The organism is Candidatus Seongchinamella marina (assembly GCF_026262685.1).
GTDB classification, from domain to species: Bacteria; Pseudomonadota; Gammaproteobacteria; order Pseudomonadales; family Halieaceae; genus Halioglobus; species Halioglobus marinus.
This window is the reverse complement of record NZ_SHNP01000002.1, coordinates 707,876-727,667: the sequence shown is the minus strand read 5'-3', so window position 1 is coordinate 727,667 and position 19,792 is coordinate 707,876. Positions and strand designations below refer to the sequence as shown.

Sequence of the window (19,792 nt, the reverse complement as noted above, 5' to 3'; positions counted from 1 at the left end):
AGTTACCTCATCTCTGGTTGGGAAGAATATAAAGCTCCACGCGACGGTTCTGGGCCCTGCCGGCAGCACTGCCATTATCGGCAATCGGCTGGTCGAAGCCCATTCCCTGTACCAACATACGATCACGATCGACTTCGCGAGTGGCCAGATAGTCGGCGACGCTGCCGGCGCGACGCTCAGACAGCGTTTGGTTGTACTGGCGGCTTCCGGTGTTGTCGGTGTGGCCGCTGACTCGCAGGGTAGTGTCCGCATATTTTGATAACACCTGGCCAACAGAGTTAAGGACGGAATAAAAGCTGCTGCGCAGGTTGTAGGAGTCTGTTTCAAAGGTGATGTTGCCAGGCATTATCAGGCGGATATTGTCGCCTTCCCGCACTACCTGAACACCGGTGCCCTGTAATTCTTCTTTGAGCTTGGCCTCCTGTACATCCATGTAGGCGCCCACACCCGCGCCTACAATGCCGCAGCCCAGAGCCGCGTTGCGAGCGTGCTTGCCAGAGTCAATCGCGCCAACTAATCCGCAGACAGCGGCTGCGCCGGCGCCGTAGGTAGCTGCTTTACTGGCCTGCTGCTCGCCGGTATAGGGATTGGTCGTACATGCGGTGAGTACCAGCGCTGCCGCTGCTGCGCCCAGTGGTTTTATTAAATGCATATAATGGATCTCCTTTTGGTCTATGCTTTTCGACAACCATCCGAGGCAGCCGTTCTGTAAAATAATGTGAAAAATAATACTTTGAGACTGGTGGTACAGGGGAAGCTATTTCTGTAAGTTTGTGTGAGTTTTTTTGTGGAAGTTGATAGATGGATCCTTTAACTCAAGGCACGCTGGGGGCAGTCTTACCCCAATCTGCGAGCAATGCGCGCCTTACCGGCAGTGCTGGGCTGCTTGGCTTTCTGGCGGGCATGGCAGCCGATCTTGATGTGTTTATTCGCTCTAGTAACGACCCCTTACTGTTTCTTGAGTATCACCGGCAGTTCACCCACTCCTTGATATTCATACCGATAGGCGGTGCGATTTGTGCCCTGGTGCTGCACCTGATTATTGGCAAGCGCCGCGGGCTCAGCCTGGGGCAGAGTTGGTTATTCTGTACTCTGGGTTATGCGTCCCACGCACTGCTAGACGCCTGCACGACCTACGGAACCATGCTGTTATGGCCGTTTAGTGATGAACGTTTTGCCTGGAACACAATTTCCATCATAGATCCGTTGTTTACCCTCCCGTTACTGCTGGCAGTGGTGCTCGCAGCAAGTTTACGCAAGCCCTTATTGGCGCGGATGGGTCTGGCTTGGGCGCTCTGCTATATGGGGCTGGGTCTGCTGCAGCGCGATGCAGCTATCGACATGGGGAAGGCTCTTGCGGCTGAACGCGGGCATCAACCTCTGCGCCTGGAAGCAAAACCCAGCTTTGCCAACATCCTGGTGTGGAAAACAGTTTATGAGACGGATGATCGGTATTACGTAGATGCTGTTCGGGCGTCACTCTGGCCCAAGGTTTTTTCCGGATCTTCGGTAGAGAAACTTGTGGTTGATCGGGATCTGCCCTGGCTTGACCCTGATTCACAGCAGGCCAGGGACATTGAGCGCTTTCGCTGGTTTAGTAATGGTTATATCGCAAGGGACCCCATTTACAGTGGCCGTATAATGGACATCCGCTACTCATTGCTGCCCAATGAAATAAGCCCGCTTTGGAGCATTGAGTTAACGCCTGAAGCAGGACGGCTGGACCATGCCCTGTATCGCACTCACCGGGAAGCCAGTGCAGACAGGGCGTCGGTACTGTGGGAGATGATTACTGGCCGCTGAAGTGCGCCTGAGCAGCCGGTAAGGCAGCGCTTGCGTTGATACTGGCGCCTTCGCGTGTAAGCACCGCTTCCAGAGCGGTCAGGCAACCGAGCACGTTGTGTTCGCTGCTGGCAAAGCCCATCAGGCCAATACGCCAGGTTTTACCTGCCAATCCGCCGAGCCCGGCGCCAATTTCCAGGTTGAAGTCATTGAGCAGGGCGCTGCGAACATTAGCGTCGTCGACTCCGTCGGGGATATTGACGGCGTTGAGCTGCGGCAAACGGTGTTCTGCGGCGACGGCCATGGACAGACCCATCGCTTCCAGTCCCGCTACCAGGGCATGATGATTGCGCTGATGTCTGACGAAAGCATTCTCCAGACCCTCTTCTTGCAGCATTACTAAGGATTCATGCAGAGCGTAAAGGTCATTGACCGGAGCGGTGTGATGATAGGCGCGTTTGGCGCTGCCTCCCCAGTAACCCATGACAAGCTGCATATCCAGGAACCAACTTTGCACTTTCTGCTCACGGGATTGAATACGCTCGACCGCGCGCTGACTAAAGGTCACTGGCGATATACCCGGGATGCACGAGAGGCACTTCTGGGTGCCTGAATAGACGGCGTCAGCTCCCCAATCGTCAACCTTCAGCTCGATGCCCGCCAGCGATGTCACGGTGTCGACGATGGAAAGGGCATTGTTGTCGCGGGCAAGGGCGCACAAGGCTTCGGCGTCGGAACGAACACCAGTGGAGGTTTCGGCGTGGACAAAAGCTAAAGTGTTCGCCTCGGGGTGATCGGCGAATGCAGCGGCGACCTTGTCCAGGCTCACGGGCTCGCCCCAGGCGTCTTCTACCATGACAGCGCGAGCGCCGCAGCGCTCCACGTTCTCCTTCATACGGCCGCCGAACACACCATTTTGACAGACGATCACGGTGTCGCCAGGGCTGACCAGGTTTACGAAGCATGCCTCCATGCCGGCCGAACCGGGGGCAGAAATGGGCAGGGTCAATTCGTTATTGGTTTGGAATGCGTACTGCAGCAGACCTTTGATTTCATCCATCAGCTGGACAAACAAAGGGTCCAGGTGACCGATTGTGGGGCGAGAAAGGGCGCCCAAAACTCGAGGTGATACGTCCGAGGGGCCGGGTCCCATCAAGGTGCGCTGGGGGGGGAAGAAGCTTGTTGTCATGAGCGTAATAACCTGGATAGAAAATTTAAGGCGCAAAGGTAGCAGGTTTTGCCATCGATCTTAACCCGCGGCTGGAAATACCCTCTATACACGCCAGCTATGAGTCTGGCGCTTAAATTTTCGGTGTCAGTTGAGGAACGGATTGATCCGTGGTTCACTTCATCGCCCAAGACATGATTCAAAGAGGATAAAGCAAGTGAACCGACCTGAGATTGAGCCCAATTTTGCTGGCATTATGCTGCGCCGTGCCGAATTAAACCCCGAGCGCACTGCGCTTATTTTTGAGGGAGAAACACTGCTCTATGGCGAGTTTGCCGATCGGGTGAAACGCCAGGCGACACTTCTGCGCGAGGCGGGAGTGTGTGTCGGTGACCGCGTGGGTTATTTGGGTTTCAATCATCCTGCTTTGCTGGAAACGATATTCGCCGCCCAGGCCCTGGGCGCTGTTTTTGTACCGCTGAATTTCCGTTTAACCGCCGAAGAACTGACTTTCATCATCAACGATGCGGGTGTTCATAGTTTATTCGTTGACGACGAGCTGCAACCGGTAATTGGGCCGGCCCGAGACAAACTTTGTTGTCATCAATTCTTCAGCTCAGAGAGCGAGGCTGAAGGCTGGCGCTATTTGGCCACCGAGAGGGCTGCGGCATCGCCTATTGCGGGCGCTGTGTCTGTTGATATGCACGATTTGGCCGTGATTATGTATACCTCAGGCACCACCGGTTTACCCAAGGGTGCGATGCTGACCCACGGTAATCTTCTTTGGAATAACATCAATGCCACTATGGCGTTTGGAGGCGGCAGGGAAGACGTGATTTTGACCGCAGCGCCGCTGTTTCATATCGGCGGTCTCAATGTGATGACCCTGCATTCGTTCCACGTGGGCTCCACCCTGGTGCTGTTGCGCAATTTCGATCCAGCGCTGGTGCTTGAAAACTTTGAACGGTACCGAGTCACCCACATGTTTGGTGCCCCCGCTATGTTCCTGTTTATGTCGCAGCAGCCGCAGTTTGCCGACACTGACTTGAGTTCTATTAAAACTATCATTTGCGGTGCAGCCCCGGTGCCTGAATCTCTGATTGAGTTGTGGGGCGCGCGCGGTGTGTCTTTCTGCCAGGGTTATGGGCTAACAGAAACAGCGCCGTTTTCTGCCTTTTTGACGCCAGAATGGGCGGTGAGCAAGCTTGGTTCAGCTGGACAGCCGCCTATTTTTAGCGACACCCGCATAGTGAATACCGAAAACCAGCCAGTGGCCTGTGGTGAGCGCGGTGAAATTTGTTTGCGCGGCCCGAATATCATGAAAGGCTACTGGAATCGACCTGACGCGACCGCTGCTGCAATCGACAGTGAAGGTTGGTTCCACTCCGGGGACATCGGCTATGTTGATGAAGACGGTTTTCTGTTTATCTGCGATCGACTCAAGGACATGGTGATTTCAGGCGGGGAAAACGTCTACCCTGCCGAGGTTGAGGGCGCGCTTTATAAGCACGAGGCCATCGCTGAAGTGGCGGTTATTGGCATGCCCGATGAAAAATGGGGAGAAGCGGTCACTGCAATTGTTGCGCTCAACGAAGGTTGCACACTGACGATTGAGGAATTGCGTGAATTTGCTGGCGCGCACCTGGCTCGTTACAAATTGCCACTGCGGCTAGAACTGGTTGATGCGCTGCCGCGAAACCCTGCTGGCAAGGTACTCAAGTTTGTGCTTAAGGAACAGATGGCAGACTAGTGGATGCACTGGCGGGCGCTCGAGTGTCGAGCGCCAGCTGACTAATCTTAGTCCTCCAGTGTGCTTTCCACGTTGGCCTGGGCGGCAGCAATGCGCGCGATCGGCACCCTGAACGGACTGCATGAAACATAGTCCAGCCCTAGATTATGACAGAAGCGGATGGAGCGAGGGTCGCCTCCATGCTCGCCACAGATACCATACTTGATACCTTTTTTGGCCCTGCGGCTTTCCTTAACCGCTATTTCCATTAGCCTGCCGACGGCACGTTGATCCAGAGTCACGAAGGGGTCGGCATCTACCAACTTCTTTTCGATGTAGCGAGGGATGAACTTGCCGACATCATCGCGCGAGAAGCCATAGGTCATTTGGGTCAGATCATTGGTGCCGAAGCTCATAAACTCAACTTCCGGTGCCAGTCGATCTGCGCCCAGCGCTGCTCTGGGTGTTTCCATCATGGTGCCCACTTTGTAGGGAACCGAGACCAGTCTCTCCCGCAATACCTGCTGCACACCGCGGTCGACAATTTCATTGATCATGCGAATTTCCCGCACGTTCACCACCAGCGGAATCATAATTTCGGGCAGGGCTTTAATCCCTTGTTCCACAGCATCTGCTGCTGCGCTCATAATTGCCTTGACCTGCATTTCAGTAATTTCTGGATATACGATTGACAGGCGGCACCCGCGAAAGCCCAGCATTGGGTTAACCTCTGAGAGGCCCTCTGTGATTTCGCGGATCTTCTCCACGGGTTTGTTGACGACCTTGGCGAGGGCCTCCATGTCCCCGTCGTTATGGGGCAGGAATTCATGCAGAGGTGGGTCTAACAGGCGAATCGTTACCGGCAATCCGTCCATCGCCCTGAACAGTTCCAACATGTCGGCGCGCTGGAACTCCAGTAATTCGTCGAGATACTGTTGACGCTCTTCGACGGACTCAGAGAGGATCATAGCGCGCATTTTCTCGATACGCTTTGCCTCGAAGAACATATGCTCTGTGCGACACAAGCCAATGCCTTCAGCGCCCAGTTCGCGCGCCTTGGCAGCGTCTTCAGGTGTTTCCGCATTAGCGCGAATCTTCAGGCGACGGTGCTCATCGGCCCAGCCCAGCAGGGTCTGGAAGTCGTCTGAAGAACTGGCTTCTGTTTTTGGTATATCGCCCAGCATAACCTCTCCGGAGGTACCATCGAGCGTAATGATGTCGCCGCGCTTAAGTTGCACCCCTTCCTTGGTCTGCACGGTACCTTCGGCGTGATTGATGCTCAGGGTGCCGCAGCCGGTAATGGCGCACACACCCATGCCGCGAGCCACCACCGCCGCGTGAGAAGTCATTCCGCCCAACTCGGTCAGAATGCCAGCCGCCACTTTCATTCCGTGAATATCTTCCGGGGTCGTTTCGCGTCTGACCAAAATCACTGAACGACCTTTGGCGCTGACTTCCTCGGCCTCTTCGGCGGAGAACACAATTTCGCCAGTAGCGCCGCCGGGGCTGGCGGGCAGGCCGATGGCGACAATGTCTCGCTTTGCTTTGGGGTCCACGGTGGGGTGCAGGAAGGCTTCTACGTGTTCAGGAGAGACCCGCATTAATGCCTCGGCCTCCTCGATCAAACCCTCATCCACCATGTTGACCGCAATTTTTACTGCCGCGCGACCCGTGCGCTTACCACTGCGGGTCTGGAGCATGTAGAAACGCCCCTCCTGCACAGTAAACTCCAGGTCCTGCATGTCACGATAGTGTGACTCCAGCAACGCCTGGGTTTTGTAGAGCTCGTCATAGACCTCTGGTTGTTGCTCCTGCAGGGCTTCTACTGACAAGGGGGTGCGGGTGCCAGCTACCACGTCTTCGCCGGCGGCATTGAACAGGAACTCGCCGAAGAACATCTTTTCGCCAGTGGAGGGGTTGCGAGTAAACGCGACACCAGAGCCGGAATCGTCCCCAAAGTTGCCGAACACCATGGCTTGCACGCTCACCGCCGTGCCGAGGGTATCCGAAATGTTATTCATCTCGCGATAAATGAGTGCCCTGGGCGTGTGCCAGGACTGGAATACGGCCTCTACCGCCATTTTTAGCTGTTCAAAAGGGTCTTCCGGGAAGTCGACGATGGTCTTGTATACGGCAATAATTGCTTGCCAGTCTGCAGCGGTCATTTCCACGTCGAGCGTTTTTCCCCGCTCAGCCTTGTACTTCTCAATCTCTGATTCAAATTTCTCGCCGGGGACACCCATGACCACATCGGCAAACATGGAAATAAAGCGACGGTAGCAATCGTAGGCAAACCGGGGGTTATTGGTTTTTGCCGCAAGGCCTGCGGCGATATCATCGTTGAGCCCCAGGTTGAGAATAGTATTCATCATGCCGGGCATGGAGACAGGCGCTCCGGAACGCACCGAGAACAGCAGTGGGTTTTCGGGGTCGCCGAAGCGTGCACCCATTTTCTTTTCCACCATGTCCAGGGCGACTCTGTATTCCTGTTCCAGCAGCGACGGCATTTTATTACCGGTCTGGAAGTACTCACGGCAGGTGGCGGTGGTGATGACGAAGCCAAAGGGAACGGGCAGTCCCATGGCAGTCATTTCACACAGGTTGGCGCCTTTGCCACCCAGGAGTTCACGGTCGTCCTTGTTGCCCTCATTAAAGAGGTAGACTCGCTTGGCCATGCTGATGTCTCATGATAATGGTTTGATTGGGCAAGTCGAAACTCGCTTTGGGAGCGAAGTATACGTCAACTATTCAGTAGACAGACACCGCTTTAATGGCAAACCGTCAGGTCCTGCTCGCCAACAGCTCTACCAGACCCTCTATCTCCACGGGTTCGGCGGTGGCAGGCACCATAAATACTTCTTCACAGCCCGCGGCTTCCGCATTATCCAGTGCCTGCAGCACAGCGTCGGCTGAGTTGCGATGCACTGACTCGGCCATCATCTTTGCAATCTCCGGCCCGGCAATTGACAGGTATTCGTAAACATAGTCATAGAGCTTGCGTTGCCCGTCTTCAGCTAGCGTGTACCAAAACCCGCCCAGTCTGTAGGGTGCTTGTTCCCGGTTGGCGCGCTCCCAGGCCTGATCGGCCATACTAAATGTGCGCTCCAGTTCATTGGCTTCGCCATTGCCGGACCAGGCATAGAGGCCATCCGCCCATGGTGCGCAGCGCTCAATACTTTTGGGGCCCATGGCGCCAGCCAATAAACGTGGAGCGCTCTTCCAGATCGGCTCGGGTCCGATAAAACCACCGCCTTCAACGATTTCCTCGCCATTCCAGATTTTTTGCATCAGCTCAACCTGTCGATCCATCCGACCATAGCGGCCGACAAAGCTGGCATTGACCGCTTCATAGTCTTTCTCCCTGCCGCCGTAGCCCACGGCAACATTTTTGACTCGGCCGCCTGACAGCACATCCAGAGTGGCAATCTCCTTGGCCACCCTGGCGGCACTGTGCATTGGCAGCACATAAAGGGTGGGGGTTATCTCGACTCTCTGTGTGGCGATGGCGGCAGCAGAGAGCAGTACCCGCATGTCGTAGGTCGGTCCATGGACGCGCTCGCCGCAGGAAAGGGAGTGAAAGGGGCCTTGATCGATTGCACTAAACCAGGCCAGGTAATCCTCGCGGCTTAAGCCTGCTTTCATGTACGGAATGCATATTCCTATTTTCATTGGTACCGGTTCCTTAATTCATGCGTATTCTTTATGGTAGCCGAGCTTGGTCATGATGGGGACAACAAATGAAAATCGACGGACCTTTTTACGCCCAATTGGGAGATGCTGCAGCTGAAAGCCGCAGGCTGAAAACGATTGGTTACGATGGTATTTACACCCTGGAGGGCAGCTGGGATCCATTCTATCCATTAGTGATGGCAGCCGAGCATGCTCCGGGACTTGACCTTGCGACGGGCATTGCGGTGGCATTTCCACGCAATCCGATGCATTTGGCATACCAGGCGTGGGATTTGCAAAAGTTCTCCAATGGTCATTTTTACCTGGGCCTTGGTTCACAGATAAAGGCGCATATCGAGAAGCGGTTCGGTATCGCCTTTGATCCTCCCGCCAGTCGCATGCGGGAATATATTCAGGCGCTTAAGGCTATTTTCGACTGCTGGCAACATGGTTCACCAATGGATTTTGACGGGCGATTCTACAAACACACCCTGATGACACCCATGTTTGACCCCGGCCCTAATCCGCATGGTATACCCCCGGTGCTGTTGGGCGCCCTGGGGCCGCGTATGACTGAAGTAGCCGGTGAGGTGGCCGACGGACTCATTGTGCACCCTTTTAACAGCATGCGCTTCCTTCAGAACAATGCCATGCCTGCGGTGCTCCGGGGTCTGGAAAAGTCTGGCCGACAACGCACTGATTTTATCCTCCAGATCAACGCAATCGTCATTACCGGCGAGACGGAAGAGGCAATTAGTGCCGCGACAGAGAGTGTGAAAGGGCTACTTGGCTTTTATGCGTCTACGCCGGCTTATCGTCCACCCATGGAAGCGGTGGGCTACGAGGATCTGCAACCCGAATTGAATGCATTGTCCAAACAAGGAAAGTGGGATGCCCTGGGCAGCTACATTGATGATGACTTTCTTGAGCACTTCACGACTCGCGGCGCTCCCGGGGAAATTGCTGCAAAGCTGAAAGATAAATACGGGCAGTACGCTGACCGACTGGCTATTTATGCGCCCTACGCAGCCCCCGATGACATGTGGCGAAAAATTATAGCTGAGCTGAAAAATTGACCATTAAAACCGGCTAAAGGGTATCGCAGGGATTCCATTGCTTGCGGTACACTAGGTCCTTCTATGTTTATCACCCAAACACTCCGACTTGCTTGCTGTCTGCTGCCAGTAATGGTGCAGATCGCGTGCAGTTCCACCGAGGCGCCGCTTCCGCGCGAGCGAACGGCAGCCGCTGTGGACTTTTCGGGTGCCTGGGAGGTTGATTTTAGCCAGAGCGAGAATATCCGGGATTCATTTGATGCACTACTGAGAGAGTTGCAGCGGCAAGTAGAACGCCAGAACAGGGGCATGAAGCAAGGGGGTGGTTCCCTGTCAGTAAACGCCAATAGCGGCGCCAGTCTTTATGCATTGGCGCGCATGGCAGAGGTTGTGACAGAGCCCCAGTTATTGAACATCATCCAGAGCATGACAGATGTTACGGTCAAGCGAGAGGGGAGCTTTGCCTTGGACTGCGAGTTTCACCCGGGCCAGCTCGACAGGCGTGATTCACCACTTGGGAGAGAACTCTGCGGCTGGGACGATCACCAGCTGGTCTTTCAACTTTACTTGCCGGATGGACTCTCCGTTTACCATCGCATGACGCTTGATCCGGGCGGTGACCGGCTGCATATAGCGACAACACTCAGATCAGACCAGGTCTCCTGGCCTTTTAACGTCGATCGAGTGTATCGCCGCTATGATCCAAACAGCGGTGGGATAAGGTGCAAACAAACCTTGAGTAAAGGCAAGGTCTGTACCACAGAGAGGGCGCCTCGATGAGGGCGCTGTCGTTATTACTGCTGGTGCTCGCGCTGGTTGGAAATACGCAGGCTGATGAATCGGGCTATCTCGATGTTGGGATTGTTGTTTTCGACCCCGGTATCCCCGAGGACGAGTCCACTCACAGTGCGTTGGAAATCTTTCCTCGAATTCGTGAGGCTGAGGCACAGTATCTGCCGGTCACCCTGCGCCGCGAATTGGTCGATAGTGGCGAGTGGGGTGTGGTTCGCGTGGTGCCCGAAGCCGGGCCGCTATCTGAATTGACCGTGGAAGCTCGTATGCTTGAGTCAAGCGGTATTCGGCAACGTATCCAATTCACTGCGCGGGATGCGACAGGTCGGCTTTGGTTGAGCAGCCAGTACGCACTGGAATTCAGTGACACAGCGATAACTGCCAGCGGCATCGAAGAGCCTTATCGCAATATGTATCAGCAGGTCGCGGCCGATCTTTTGTCCTTTCGACGAGGCCTGGATGCTCGCAGCCTGGGCGAAATAAGACAGGTTGCCCTGATGCGCTATGCCTATAGCCTGTCGCCAGAGGCATTTGCGGATTATCTGGCCACCGATGCAACGGGACGCTATCAGCTCCAGCGATTGCCGGCTCAGGGAGACTCAATGATCGAAAGGGTAAAGCGCATCCGCAACCAGGAATATTTGTTTATCGATAATGTCGATGAGCAGTATGGCGAGTTGCATGATGATATGGCCTCCACTTACAGGCTATGGCTGCAGTACGACCGGGAACAGAGCCTCTACAGTGAAGACTATGAAATGCGAGCAGCTAACCGTGACAAACAAGGCCCCCGTGGCAGTTTTTCCGCTATGCAGCAAAGTTATAACGCCTACAGAAACTTTCGTATTCAGGAGCAGGACCTGGACGAGTTGGCTCTTGGGTTTAACAACGAATTGGAGCCAACCATCGTTGAAACCAGCGGAAGGGTGTTTCGTCTGACGGGGACACTGGACAGTCAGTACACTGAATGGCGGGGAATTCTGCGGGAAATATTTGCCATTGAAACCGGCTTTCCAGTGAATTCTTCGGCCACTAAAAATTTTTCTGACCCCCACGAATAGGCTATGCTAGGGGCATGGCTAAAGACGATCACGACAACGCTTCCCTTCTGAACTCCCTGCGCCGCCTGAGTGGCCAGGTCGCTGGTGGCACTTTTGAACTCGCCCGCAACACCGCCACGATGACCGCAATGTTCGGAGAGAGCTGGCTTCGTTCGACAGTGCTGAATCAATTGGAGCCAGAGCGCCTTGAGGCAATGGTCGAGGCGGGGCACTTTTTACGCGACGCCAGAGAAACCGCTGGCATGTCGATTAAGGAAGTCTCTGAAAGCCTTGGGCTCTCCGACAATACAGTGCTGGAGAACATTGAAAGCGGTCAGACGATAATGCCACTGGAGGTGATGTTACGTGCCACCTCACTGCTGGCCAGGCATGACCCAATTCCGTTTCTCATCAAATTTATGCGAACTTACAACCCAGCGTTAGAAAAAACGCTGGAGCAGTTGGGGGTGCTCACTATTCCCAAGCATTACGAACGGGAGCGGCGCTTCGTTAATCTTTATCGCCAGCACGATGCGCTGCGCCAGTTCAGTGACGATGAGTACGATCGCTTTATTGAATATATGGAGAGTTCCAGCAATCTTGTGCTGAACGTGATGGAAAAGGAAAAAGCCGCAGCCAGCGCGACACCTCGTCGACGCTCTGCCGGCAACACGACGGCCAAAGCGTCTGCCAACAACAAATCCAATTCCCGCAAGCAAGCAACTGCAAAGACACCCGTCAAAAAGAAGGCTGCACCCAAGCGCAAGCGAGCGCCGGCTGCCAAACGCAAGAAGGTTTGAATCCAATGGTAGAACAAGAGGCAGCAAGCCAGTGGTTTGCGGCATGCCCGCGAGGTCTGGAAAACTTGCTGGTGGCAGAGTTAGAAAGCCTTGGCGCGCTGTCGATACGAGAAACTGTCGCAGGTGTTTACTTTCAGGGCCCTCCAGCAATCGGTTACCGCGCTTGTCTTTGGTCTCGCCTCGCTAATCGAATACTGCGTCCGGTTGATACCATTGAGGCAAAGGATGGGGATGAGCTCTACAACAATCTCAAGTTGATTGCTTGGTCCTCTTTGTTTGATGCTTCGCAGACTTTTTCTATCGATTTTTCTGGGCAGAGCGACAGTATTCGAAATACTCAATACGGTGCGCAGCGCAGTAAGGATGCCATAGTCGATTGGTTCGTGGACCAGTTCGGCAAGCGTCCCAGCGTGGAGCGCAAGAATCCGGATATCCGTTTGAATATCCGCTTGAGCAAGGGCAGGGCAATTGTCTCCGTAGACTTTTCTGGCGGTTCATTACACCAGCGAGGTTATCGGCAAAAAGCCGGTGCAGCGCCACTCAAAGAAAATCTGGCTGCGGCGATTTTACTGCGAGCGGACTGGCCGGGTATGGCCGCCAGAGGCGGCGCCCTGATTGACCCTATGTGTGGTTCGGCCACGCTGCTATTGGAAGGGGCGATGATGGCCGCAGATATTGCGCCAGGATTGGCTCGCAGGCAATTCGGGTTTGAACGGCTAAAGGATCACAATGTCACCCAGTGGAAGGCCCTGCTGGCGGATGCACGGGGCCGAGCGGAGCGCGGCAAGGAATGCCAGCTACCGCAGATGCGCGGCTACGATGCCGACCCCAGGGTTATCAGGCGAGCCGAGGAAAATATTGCCAGGGCTGGGTTACAAAAACACGTGCGAGTGAGTTGCAAACCACTGGCTGAGTTAAAAAAACCAACGCACACGCCCATGCCGATGGGCTTGCTGGCTTGCAATCCACCCTATGGTGAGAGGCTGGGAGAAAAGGAGAGCCTCAAGTTTTTATACCGTGAGCTGGGTGAGATCATGGTGCGAGAGTTCCCCGAATGGGAAGCGGCGGTTTTTACCTCCGACCTGGATCTGGGGCGGGCGACGGGTCTGCGCAGTCATAAACGCTATGGCTTTTACAACGGAGGGCTGGAAACTCACCTGCTGCTGTTCAACCTCGAAGGTAACAAGCTTAAGCAATTGCAAACACAGCCCGCGGCAGGTCAGAGCGGGGCTCCCAATCCGGGTGAGCTGAGCGAAGGGGCAAAGATGTTTGCCAATCGGATCCGTAAGAATCGCAAGCGCCTGGCATCGTGGCGTAAACGCGAAGAAGTACATTGCTATCGTCTTTATGACGCTGATATGCCTGAGTACGCTGTAGCTGTCGATATTTATGGCGGCGCGGTGCACGTTGCAGAATATCAGGCACCCAAAGGAATCGATCCGGACGCCGCTGATCGGCGAATGGGCGAGGTTAAGGCGGCTCTGCCGGAAGCCTTGGGTGTTGCTGCAGGTGCTATTGCTTACAAACAGCGCAGACGTCAGCGCGGTGCAGCGCAGTATGAAAAGCAGGCCAGCCGAGACGAGTACATCAGTGTGCTGGAAGGACACGCCAAGCTGTTGGTTAATCTCTGGGATTATCTCGATACTGGCCTTTTTTTGGACCATCGGCCGTTGCGTTTACGTATTGCTGAACAAGCAAAAGATAAGGATTTTCTCAACCTGTTTTGTTACACAGGAAGCGCAACGGTGCACGCCGCGATTGGTGGCGCACGCTCGACAACGAGTGTCGATATGTCCAACACTTATCTCGGCTGGTTGCGTAAAAATCTGGCTCACAACGGTCTGGGGGAAAGCCACCATGAAATAGTGCGAGCCAACTGCCTGCAGTGGTTGGAAAAAGACGAGGGTAGCTATGATCTTATTCTGTTAGACCCACCCTCATTCTCAAACTCGAAAAACATGGATGAAAGTTTTGATGTGCAGCGAGATCATACTGAACTGGTGCGCGCGGCGATGTCGCATTTGCGGCCAGGCGGCGTGCTCTACTTCTCAAATAACCGCCGGGGCTTCAAGTTGGATGAAAGTCTGCAACAGGTGTTCAGTTGCAAGGATATTACCAACGCTACCTTGGATCAGGACTTTCAGCGTAATCGTAAAGTGCATTGTTGCTGGGAAATCGCCCACGGCTGAGAGGAATAGCTTTCGCTAAAAGGAGTGAAAGTGGCGGACACAGCGACTTTATCATTATGAAACTGACGAGCGTGCGTGGCCTGAAGCGTTAGCGTTTGCACACGTTTTAGGTGGAAACAATATCCACAAATGAAAGCATAACCCTATTTTTATAGGTTGATATCGCTAGGGTATTAACGAAACGCTATAAAAAACACGTAAGTCATTGATTTTTTGTTTAAAAAGACCTGAATAACTTAATGCACCAAAATGGTGCGATCAACGAAATCAGTTATCTGCTGCCCGTCACTCTAGCTTTGTCCCCATAGTTATCCACAGGTAGCTCTGTGGATAACTAATCAGCTTCTGCCAGTTTCAGCAGTTGCTTGCCCTGGTTGCGGCCATCAAACAGTCTGGCTAGTGTTGCGGGGATATTCTCGAACCCTTCCTGAGTGTCCTCGCGCCAGGCTATTTTTCCATCCATTACCCAGGCAGCCAGTTCAGTAAAAGCCTCATCGGCGCGATCCAGGTAATCCAGCACGATAAATCCCTGCATGCGGATTCGGCGCGCAACCAGGATCATCAGGTTCTTAGGGCCTGGAGCGGGTGTTTCGTTGTTGTATTGGCTGATAGCGCCGCAAAGGACGATGCGGCTAAAGTCCGCCATATGATCCAGGGCCACTTCCAGCGTATCGCCGCCCACGTTGTCGAAAAATACGTCGATATCGTCAGGGCATAGCTCACCAAGCCTGGTATCAATGTCTTCACTTTTATAATCGATAACCTCGTCCAGCCCGCAGGTTTCCAGCAGCCACTGGCACTTCTCTTTGCCACCGGCAATGCCTATCACACGGCAGCCTTTTAGCTTGGCAATCTGCGCGACCACGGACCCTGTAGCACCGGCCGCGCCAGAGACCAATACGGTGTCACCTTGTTGGGGTTGGCCGATATCAAGTAGACCGAAATAGGCGGTGAGCGTGGTGGTGCCGAAAACGCTGAGCGCCATGCTGGGAGGTGTCCCTTCAGGAAGCGGCCGCGGAGGCACCGGGCCAGCCGGGTCACCAATGGAATACTCCTGCCAGTCAAGTAGCCCCTGAACGAGAGTGCCAACAGGCAAGTCCTCGTTCTCTGAAGCAATAATCTGTCCGACGCCGCTGGCACGCATCGGCTCGCCAATTGCTACAGGCGGCAAATAGCTACGAACATCTTCAATCCAACCGCGCATGGCGGGGTCAAACCCCAGCATCAGGTTTTTAATGAGTACCTGGCCACTGGCGAAGTCAGGAGAGGGCAATGGCGTTGCTACCATTTCAAAATTGTCTACGGTGACCATCCCGGTGGGCCGGGTCTTTAGTAACCACTGTTTGTTGCTGTCCGACATGTCTGCTGATTCCTTACATTAGTGACCGGCATTACAGCATGAAAAAACATCGCGTGGCAGTGCCCCATGACAATCGACGTCTAGCTGTGTTCCAATCGCAGCGCAGACATCCCGGGAAAGCCTGTTAATGAGCTCGTTATTGATCGTATACCATACCCAGAGTGGCTCTTGTGCTGCGCTGGCGCGCGCTGCTCGAAAAGGTGCGAGTCTGGAAGCATCAGTCGAGGTTGTGGTGCGTCGAGCGTGTGATGCAGGCATTGAAGATCTGGCCACTGCGGACGGATTGCTGCTGGTTGCTGCCGAAAACAGCGGCAGCCTGAGCGGCGCGTGTAAAGACTTTTTAGACCGGGTGTTCTACCCGGCCATAGACCGTGCGGTGGTCCTGCCCTATATCTTACTTGTGAGTGCAGGTAATGATGGGCGAGGAGCCGTCAAGCAGGCCGAACGTATACTGCGAGGCATACCTTTGAAGCCTGTGGCAGAGGCTCAAATATTTCGAGGCGTGCCTGAGCAGAAGCACCTACAACTGTCACACGAGGCGGGGCAGGGTCTGGCAGCCGGTCTGGCCATGGGCATATTTTAGTAACAGCGTGATTAGGGATTAACATGCAAGACACACAGATTGACTCGGTACCAGAGGGTTATAAACCGCTGCCTGACGGACTGGGGTTTACCGATAATCTCAGTCCCTGTTATCGGCGTTTACAAGGAGAAGAACTGAATTTTGGTTTGCTGGTTGATAAGCAGCACGCCAACTCTATGGGCATTTGTCATGGCGGAGCGCTGATGACATTGGCTGATATCGCGGCTGCTTCCTGGGCCAATATGGCACGTGGGATTGTTGCCGGCGCACCAACGGTGAATCTAAGCATGGATTTTATCTCTGCGGCCAAGCAGGGTCAGTGGATTGAAGCCCAACTGGAGGGGGTGAGCCTGAAGCGCTTGTTCGGCTTTTCTCGCGGGGTGATCGTCAATAGCAAAGGAGTGGTAGCGCGTTTCAATGCGACGTTTTATTTTCCGGATCATCCAGGAATGTCCCAGGACGGTGTGATCAACGCAGGGGTATTGAAAGACTTGCAAGGCTAGCTTCCAACATCCGCGCTGTCACCCAGCGCCTGGGTGGATTCAATGAAGGCTTTCGCGGCACGCGAGAGGCTGCGACCTCGGTGGTATACCAGCCCCAGGGTGCGTTCTATGGTAACGCTTGCAACGTCGATTGTTGCCAGAGACTCGTCGCTCATGCTGCGTGGCAATATAGTCCAACCTAGCCCAACTGAAGCCATCATCCGAATCGTTTCCAGGTAATTGGTAGCCAGTGAGACTTCCAGCTGCAAGCCATGGCTGTCAAACAAGCGTTTAATGATTTGTCCGGTGTAAGTGTTAAGCCCGGGCAATATAGCGGGGTGTCGACTCATAGCCTGCAGGTCTGGTGTGTTACCCGAGCGCAGTAATTCATGGTCTTTGGCGATCATGAAGTCCAGTGGATCTTGCCAGACCGGCAGGGAGATGACATTGGTTTGCTGTTTGGGCGCCAGCGTCACTACGGCGAGTTCAACCTTGCCCTGGCTGATTAACTCATAGGCTTGCTCTGAATCCATGAAATCGATGTCGATGTGTACCTCGGGAAAGGTCTGGCTGAAGCTGGAAAGTACCGGAGGTAGTCGATGCAACCCGATATGGTGGCTTGTTGCCAGGCGCAGTTGACCCGCAACATCACCGGCAAGGTCGCGGACGGATTGTTCAGCGGCATCCAGCGCACGTTCGACAGACTTCGCCTGAGGCAGCAATGCCTTCCCCGCTTCGGTGAGGCTGATAATCCGGCCAATACGGTCAAACAGTTCAGTGCCCAACTGCTCTTCCAATAGCGCGACCCGCTTGCTGACTGCGGGTTGAGTCAGGTGTAGCTTTTCAGCGGCCTGAGAAAAAGAGCCGGTCTCGGCCACCAGGATGAAGGCTTTGAGGTTTTGGGTGTCCATTCAGTATTCCTACGTGGAATTCAATAGATAAAAATAATAAATTTGAGTAATTTATTATGCAAGCCCATAATTCAGCCATTGAAGTAACACCGCACGATGAGGTGCCTTATGGCCGGCAAGACCCTGTACGACAAATTATGGCAAAACCACCTGGTTGAGCAGCGCGATGATGGCAGCGCGCTGATCTACATAGATCGTCAGTTGATTCACGAGGTGACATCACCACAGGCTTTTGACGGCTTGCGTCTGGCTGGTCGTCAGCCCTGGCGTCGCGACGCTAATCTGGCGGTTCCTGACCACAACGTGCCCACTGAACGGGCCGAGCGTGCTGGTGGCGTCGCAGCTATTGCCGACCCGATATCTCGTTTGCAAGTCCAGACTCTGGATGATAATTGCGATGATTTTGACCTGGTGAAATATGACATCAATGATGTTCGCCAGGGTATCGTGCATGTCGTTGGGCCCGAGCAGGGGGCGACCCTGCCGGGAATGACCGTGGTTTGTGGTGACTCTCACACGTCTACTCATGGCGCGCTGGGTGCACTGGCCCACGGTATCGGCACCTCCGAGGTAGAACATGTGCTTGCCACTCAGACCCTGATCCAGCAGAAAATGAAAAACCTGCTGGTGCGTATCGATGGCAGCTTGCAGAACGGCGTGACCGCCAAAGACGTTGCGCTGGCGGTGATTGGCCAGATAGGCACTGCCGGCGGCACCGGCTATGCCATTGAATTTGGTGGTCAGGTGCTGCGTGACATGTCTATGGAGGGTCGCATGACTGTTTGCAATATGTCGATTGAAGCGGGTGCTCGCATGGGAATGGTGGCGGTGGACAACACGACCCTGGATTACGTCGAAGGACGAACCTACGCGCCCAAGGGTGAGCTGTGGGAGATGGCAGTCGAGGCATGGCGTGATTTGCACTCTGATGAAGACGCGGTGTTTGACGCTGTGGTGGAACTGCGAGGTGAAGACATCAAACCGCAGGTGACCTGGGGGACGTCTCCAGAAATGGTCTTGCCGGTGGATGGCGTACTGCCAGATCCTGCGAACATTGACGACGCCACTCGAAAAACAGCGGTCACTCGCGCGCTGCAATACATGGGCCTGGAAGCTGGCTCTTCAATCGGCGACATCCGTCCGGATCGCGTTTTTATCGGATCCTGCACCAACTCACGGATCGAAGATTTGCGCTCTGCAGCTAAGGTGGTCAAGGGTAAGACAGTTGCCGACAGTGTGAAACAGGCGTTGGTAGTGCCAGGCTCCGGGGAAGTTAAAAAACAGGCTGAGGAAGAAGGTCTGGATAAGATTTTTATTGATGCCGGTATGGAGTGGCGCGAGCCTGGTTGTTCCATGTGCCTGGCGATGAATGCCGATAAGTTGGGTGCGGGGGAACATTGCGCTTCCACTTCAAATCGAAATTTTGAAGGACGTCAGGGCTTTGGTGGTCGCACTCACCTGGTGAGTCCTGCGATGGCCGCTGCAGCAGCAGTGGCTGGCCATTTTGTTGACGTACGTGATTGGCAGGAGGCAGGGCAATGAGAGCATTTACAGTAGTAAGCGGATTAGTAGCGCCCATGGATCGTGCCAATGTGGACACTGATCTGATTATTCCCAAGCAATTTTTGAAGTCGATCAAGCGCTCCGGGTTTGGTCCTAATTTGTTCGACGAAATACGCTATCTGGACGAGGGCCAGCCGGGACAGGATTGCGCCGATCGCCCGATAAACGAGGAGTTTCCCCTGAACTTCCCGCGTTATAAAGGCGCCTCGATTTTGCTCGCCAGGGAAAACTTTGGCTGTGGATCCAGTAGAGAACACGCCCCATGGGCGCTGGAAGATTATGGTTTTCGTTGTGTAATCGCTTCCAGTTTTGCCGATATTTTTTATAACAACTGCTTTAAAAACGGCGTGCTGCCCATTGCTCTTGAGGAATCAGTGGTGGCTCTCCTGTTTGACGAAATGTACGCCAGCGATGGCTATGAGCTCACCGTTGATCTGCAGCGCCAACGAGTGATAACGCCCTCGGGGGAAGAGCTTTCCTTTGAAGTCGATGAGTTCAGGCGCCACTGCCTGCTCGAAGGACTCGACGACATTGGTCTGACCCTGCAAAGCGCAGAGGCGATTCGCAGCTACGAGCAGGGCTGGAGAGAGCAATCGCCCTGGTTGTTCGATGTGATCAAGTGACGCCTGATTTAATTCATAAGTTGTATTCCCGCCTGTGCGGGAGTGC

The 19,792-nt window shown here is 54.4% G+C and carries 17 protein-coding genes; 11 read left to right on the top strand and 6 right to left on the bottom strand.

Translation table 11 applies throughout. The features are described 5' to 3' along the window. Positions 1-7: 7 nt before the first annotated feature. The gene (locus EYC87_RS08115; RefSeq protein ID WP_279252430.1) at positions 8-652 is read right to left on the bottom strand and encodes a YiaD family glycine zipper/OmpA-like lipoprotein; all 645 of its coding nucleotides are present in this window, start codon (positions 650-652) and stop codon (positions 8-10) included. Between the two features lie 149 nt (positions 653-801). Between EYC87_RS08115 and EYC87_RS08110 the strand changes: the two genes are divergently transcribed. Further along, positions 802-1,803 (top strand): metal-dependent hydrolase, encoded by a 1,002-nt coding sequence (locus EYC87_RS08110; RefSeq protein ID WP_279252429.1) that lies wholly within the window; start codon positions 802-804, stop codon positions 1,801-1,803. On the opposite strand, the gene EYC87_RS08105 is transcribed toward EYC87_RS08110, so the two are convergent. Beyond that, positions 1,790-2,971, bottom strand: coding sequence for a pyridoxal-phosphate-dependent aminotransferase family protein (locus EYC87_RS08105; protein WP_279252428.1), 1,182 nt, complete (start codon positions 2,969-2,971; stop codon positions 1,790-1,792). The two genes, EYC87_RS08110 and EYC87_RS08105, sit on opposite strands and share 14 nt — an antisense overlap. Positions 2,972-3,167: 196 nt before the next feature. On the opposite strand from EYC87_RS08105, the gene EYC87_RS08100 reads away from it, so the two are divergent. Then, a complete protein-coding gene (locus tag EYC87_RS08100) occupies positions 3,168-4,700 on the top strand; it encodes an acyl-CoA synthetase (RefSeq protein WP_279252427.1) in 1,533 nt (510 codons plus the stop codon). A gap of 47 nt (positions 4,701-4,747) precedes the next feature. Here the strand turns inward: EYC87_RS08100 and ppdK are convergent, their stop codons facing one another. Both ppdK and EYC87_RS08090 read right to left on the bottom strand, forming a co-directional pair. Next, the gene (gene ppdK / locus EYC87_RS08095) at positions 4,748-7,354 is read right to left on the bottom strand and encodes a pyruvate, phosphate dikinase (protein WP_279252426.1); all 2,607 of its coding nucleotides are present in this window, start codon (positions 7,352-7,354) and stop codon (positions 4,748-4,750) included. Between the two features lie 106 nt (positions 7,355-7,460). Continuing rightward, the gene (locus EYC87_RS08090; RefSeq protein ID WP_040542620.1) at positions 7,461-8,348 is read right to left on the bottom strand and encodes an LLM class flavin-dependent oxidoreductase; all 888 of its coding nucleotides are present in this window, start codon (positions 8,346-8,348) and stop codon (positions 7,461-7,463) included. A 68-nt stretch (positions 8,349-8,416) separates the two neighbouring features. Here EYC87_RS08090 and EYC87_RS08085 point away from each other — a divergent pair, with 68 nt between their 5' ends. From EYC87_RS08085 to rlmKL, 5 genes are all read left to right on the top strand, one after another. Beyond that, positions 8,417-9,424, top strand: a complete 1,008-nt coding sequence (locus tag EYC87_RS08085; RefSeq protein ID WP_279252425.1) for a TIGR03617 family F420-dependent LLM class oxidoreductase — start codon at positions 8,417-8,419, stop codon at positions 9,422-9,424. 111 nt (positions 9,425-9,535) lie between these two features. After that, on the top strand, positions 9,536-10,183 hold the full coding sequence (locus EYC87_RS08080; RefSeq protein WP_279252424.1) for a hypothetical protein: 648 nt from the start codon (positions 9,536-9,538) through the stop codon (positions 10,181-10,183). Beyond that, entirely contained in the window at positions 10,180-11,256 is a 1,077-nt protein-coding gene (locus tag EYC87_RS08075; RefSeq protein WP_279252423.1) for a hypothetical protein, read from the top strand. The genes EYC87_RS08080 and EYC87_RS08075 overlap by 4 nt, the downstream gene beginning before the upstream one ends. 14 nt (positions 11,257-11,270) lie before the next feature. Continuing rightward, positions 11,271-12,035, top strand: coding sequence for a helix-turn-helix domain-containing protein (locus EYC87_RS08070; RefSeq protein ID WP_279252422.1), 765 nt, complete (start codon positions 11,271-11,273; stop codon positions 12,033-12,035). A 5-nt stretch (positions 12,036-12,040) separates the two neighbouring features. Then, positions 12,041-14,224: a bifunctional 23S rRNA (guanine(2069)-N(7))-methyltransferase RlmK/23S rRNA (guanine(2445)-N(2))-methyltransferase RlmL gene (rlmKL, locus tag EYC87_RS08065; RefSeq protein WP_279252421.1), complete on the top strand. Its 2,184-nt coding sequence runs from the start codon at positions 12,041-12,043 to the stop codon at positions 14,222-14,224. A 334-nt stretch (positions 14,225-14,558) separates the two neighbouring features. Here rlmKL and EYC87_RS08060 read toward each other — a convergent pair whose 3' ends face one another. Next, the gene (locus EYC87_RS08060) at positions 14,559-15,584 is read right to left on the bottom strand and encodes an NADP-dependent oxidoreductase (RefSeq protein ID WP_279252420.1); all 1,026 of its coding nucleotides are present in this window, start codon (positions 15,582-15,584) and stop codon (positions 14,559-14,561) included. A gap of 127 nt (positions 15,585-15,711) precedes the next feature. Between EYC87_RS08060 and EYC87_RS08055 the strand changes: the two genes are divergently transcribed. After that, positions 15,712-16,167 (top strand): flavodoxin family protein, encoded by a 456-nt coding sequence (locus EYC87_RS08055; RefSeq protein ID WP_279252419.1) that lies wholly within the window; start codon positions 15,712-15,714, stop codon positions 16,165-16,167. A 23-nt stretch (positions 16,168-16,190) separates the two neighbouring features. After that, a complete protein-coding gene (locus EYC87_RS08050) occupies positions 16,191-16,670 on the top strand; it encodes a PaaI family thioesterase (RefSeq protein ID WP_279252418.1) in 480 nt (159 codons plus the stop codon). On the opposite strand, the gene EYC87_RS08045 is transcribed toward EYC87_RS08050, so the two are convergent. Beyond that, positions 16,667-17,560 carry a LysR family transcriptional regulator gene (locus EYC87_RS08045; protein WP_279252417.1) on the bottom strand — a complete coding sequence of 298 codons (894 nt, stop codon included), beginning with the start codon at positions 17,558-17,560 and terminating at the stop codon, positions 16,667-16,669. The two genes, EYC87_RS08050 and EYC87_RS08045, sit on opposite strands and share 4 nt — an antisense overlap. A 108-nt stretch (positions 17,561-17,668) precedes the next feature. Between EYC87_RS08045 and leuC the strand changes: the two genes are divergently transcribed. Then, the gene (leuC, locus tag EYC87_RS08040) at positions 17,669-19,102 is read left to right on the top strand and encodes a 3-isopropylmalate dehydratase large subunit (RefSeq protein ID WP_279252416.1); all 1,434 of its coding nucleotides are present in this window, start codon (positions 17,669-17,671) and stop codon (positions 19,100-19,102) included. Further along, complete coding sequence (leuD, locus tag EYC87_RS08035; RefSeq protein ID WP_279252415.1) at positions 19,099-19,746, top strand: 3-isopropylmalate dehydratase small subunit; 648 nt, start codon at positions 19,099-19,101, stop codon at positions 19,744-19,746. Before leuC ends, leuD begins: the two co-directional genes overlap by 4 nt. Positions 19,747-19,792: the final 46 nt, after the last annotated feature.

What these genes read in the sequence shown, in the direction of transcription:
- EYC87_RS08115 (WP_279252430.1), bottom strand. Translation starts at nt 652, where the DNA reads ATGCATTTAATAAAACCACTGGGCGCAGCAGCGGCAGCGCTGGTACTC.
- EYC87_RS08110 (WP_279252429.1), top strand. Translation starts at nt 802, where the DNA reads ATGGATCCTTTAACTCAAGGCACGCTGGGGGCAGTCTTACCCCAATCT.
- EYC87_RS08105 (WP_279252428.1), bottom strand. Translation starts at nt 2,971, where the DNA reads ATGACAACAAGCTTCTTCCCCCCCCAGCGCACCTTGATGGGACCCGGC.
- ppdK (WP_279252426.1), bottom strand. Translation starts at nt 7,354, where the DNA reads ATGGCCAAGCGAGTCTACCTCTTTAATGAGGGCAACAAGGACGACCGT.
- EYC87_RS08090 (WP_040542620.1), bottom strand. Translation starts at nt 8,348, where the DNA reads ATGAAAATAGGAATATGCATTCCGTACATGAAAGCAGGCTTAAGCCGC.
- EYC87_RS08085 (WP_279252425.1), top strand. Translation starts at nt 8,417, where the DNA reads ATGAAAATCGACGGACCTTTTTACGCCCAATTGGGAGATGCTGCAGCT.
- EYC87_RS08080 (WP_279252424.1), top strand. Translation starts at nt 9,536, where the DNA reads ATGGTGCAGATCGCGTGCAGTTCCACCGAGGCGCCGCTTCCGCGCGAG.
- EYC87_RS08075 (WP_279252423.1), top strand. Translation starts at nt 10,180, where the DNA reads ATGAGGGCGCTGTCGTTATTACTGCTGGTGCTCGCGCTGGTTGGAAAT.
- EYC87_RS08070 (WP_279252422.1), top strand. Translation starts at nt 11,271, where the DNA reads ATGGCTAAAGACGATCACGACAACGCTTCCCTTCTGAACTCCCTGCGC.
- rlmKL (WP_279252421.1), top strand. Translation starts at nt 12,041, where the DNA reads ATGGTAGAACAAGAGGCAGCAAGCCAGTGGTTTGCGGCATGCCCGCGA.
- EYC87_RS08060 (WP_279252420.1), bottom strand. Translation starts at nt 15,584, where the DNA reads ATGTCGGACAGCAACAAACAGTGGTTACTAAAGACCCGGCCCACCGGG.
- EYC87_RS08055 (WP_279252419.1), top strand. Translation starts at nt 15,712, where the DNA reads ATGAGCTCGTTATTGATCGTATACCATACCCAGAGTGGCTCTTGTGCT.
- EYC87_RS08050 (WP_279252418.1), top strand. Translation starts at nt 16,191, where the DNA reads ATGCAAGACACACAGATTGACTCGGTACCAGAGGGTTATAAACCGCTG.
- EYC87_RS08045 (WP_279252417.1), bottom strand. Translation starts at nt 17,560, where the DNA reads ATGGACACCCAAAACCTCAAAGCCTTCATCCTGGTGGCCGAGACCGGC.
- leuC (WP_279252416.1), top strand. Translation starts at nt 17,669, where the DNA reads ATGGCCGGCAAGACCCTGTACGACAAATTATGGCAAAACCACCTGGTT.
- leuD (WP_279252415.1), top strand. Translation starts at nt 19,099, where the DNA reads ATGAGAGCATTTACAGTAGTAAGCGGATTAGTAGCGCCCATGGATCGT.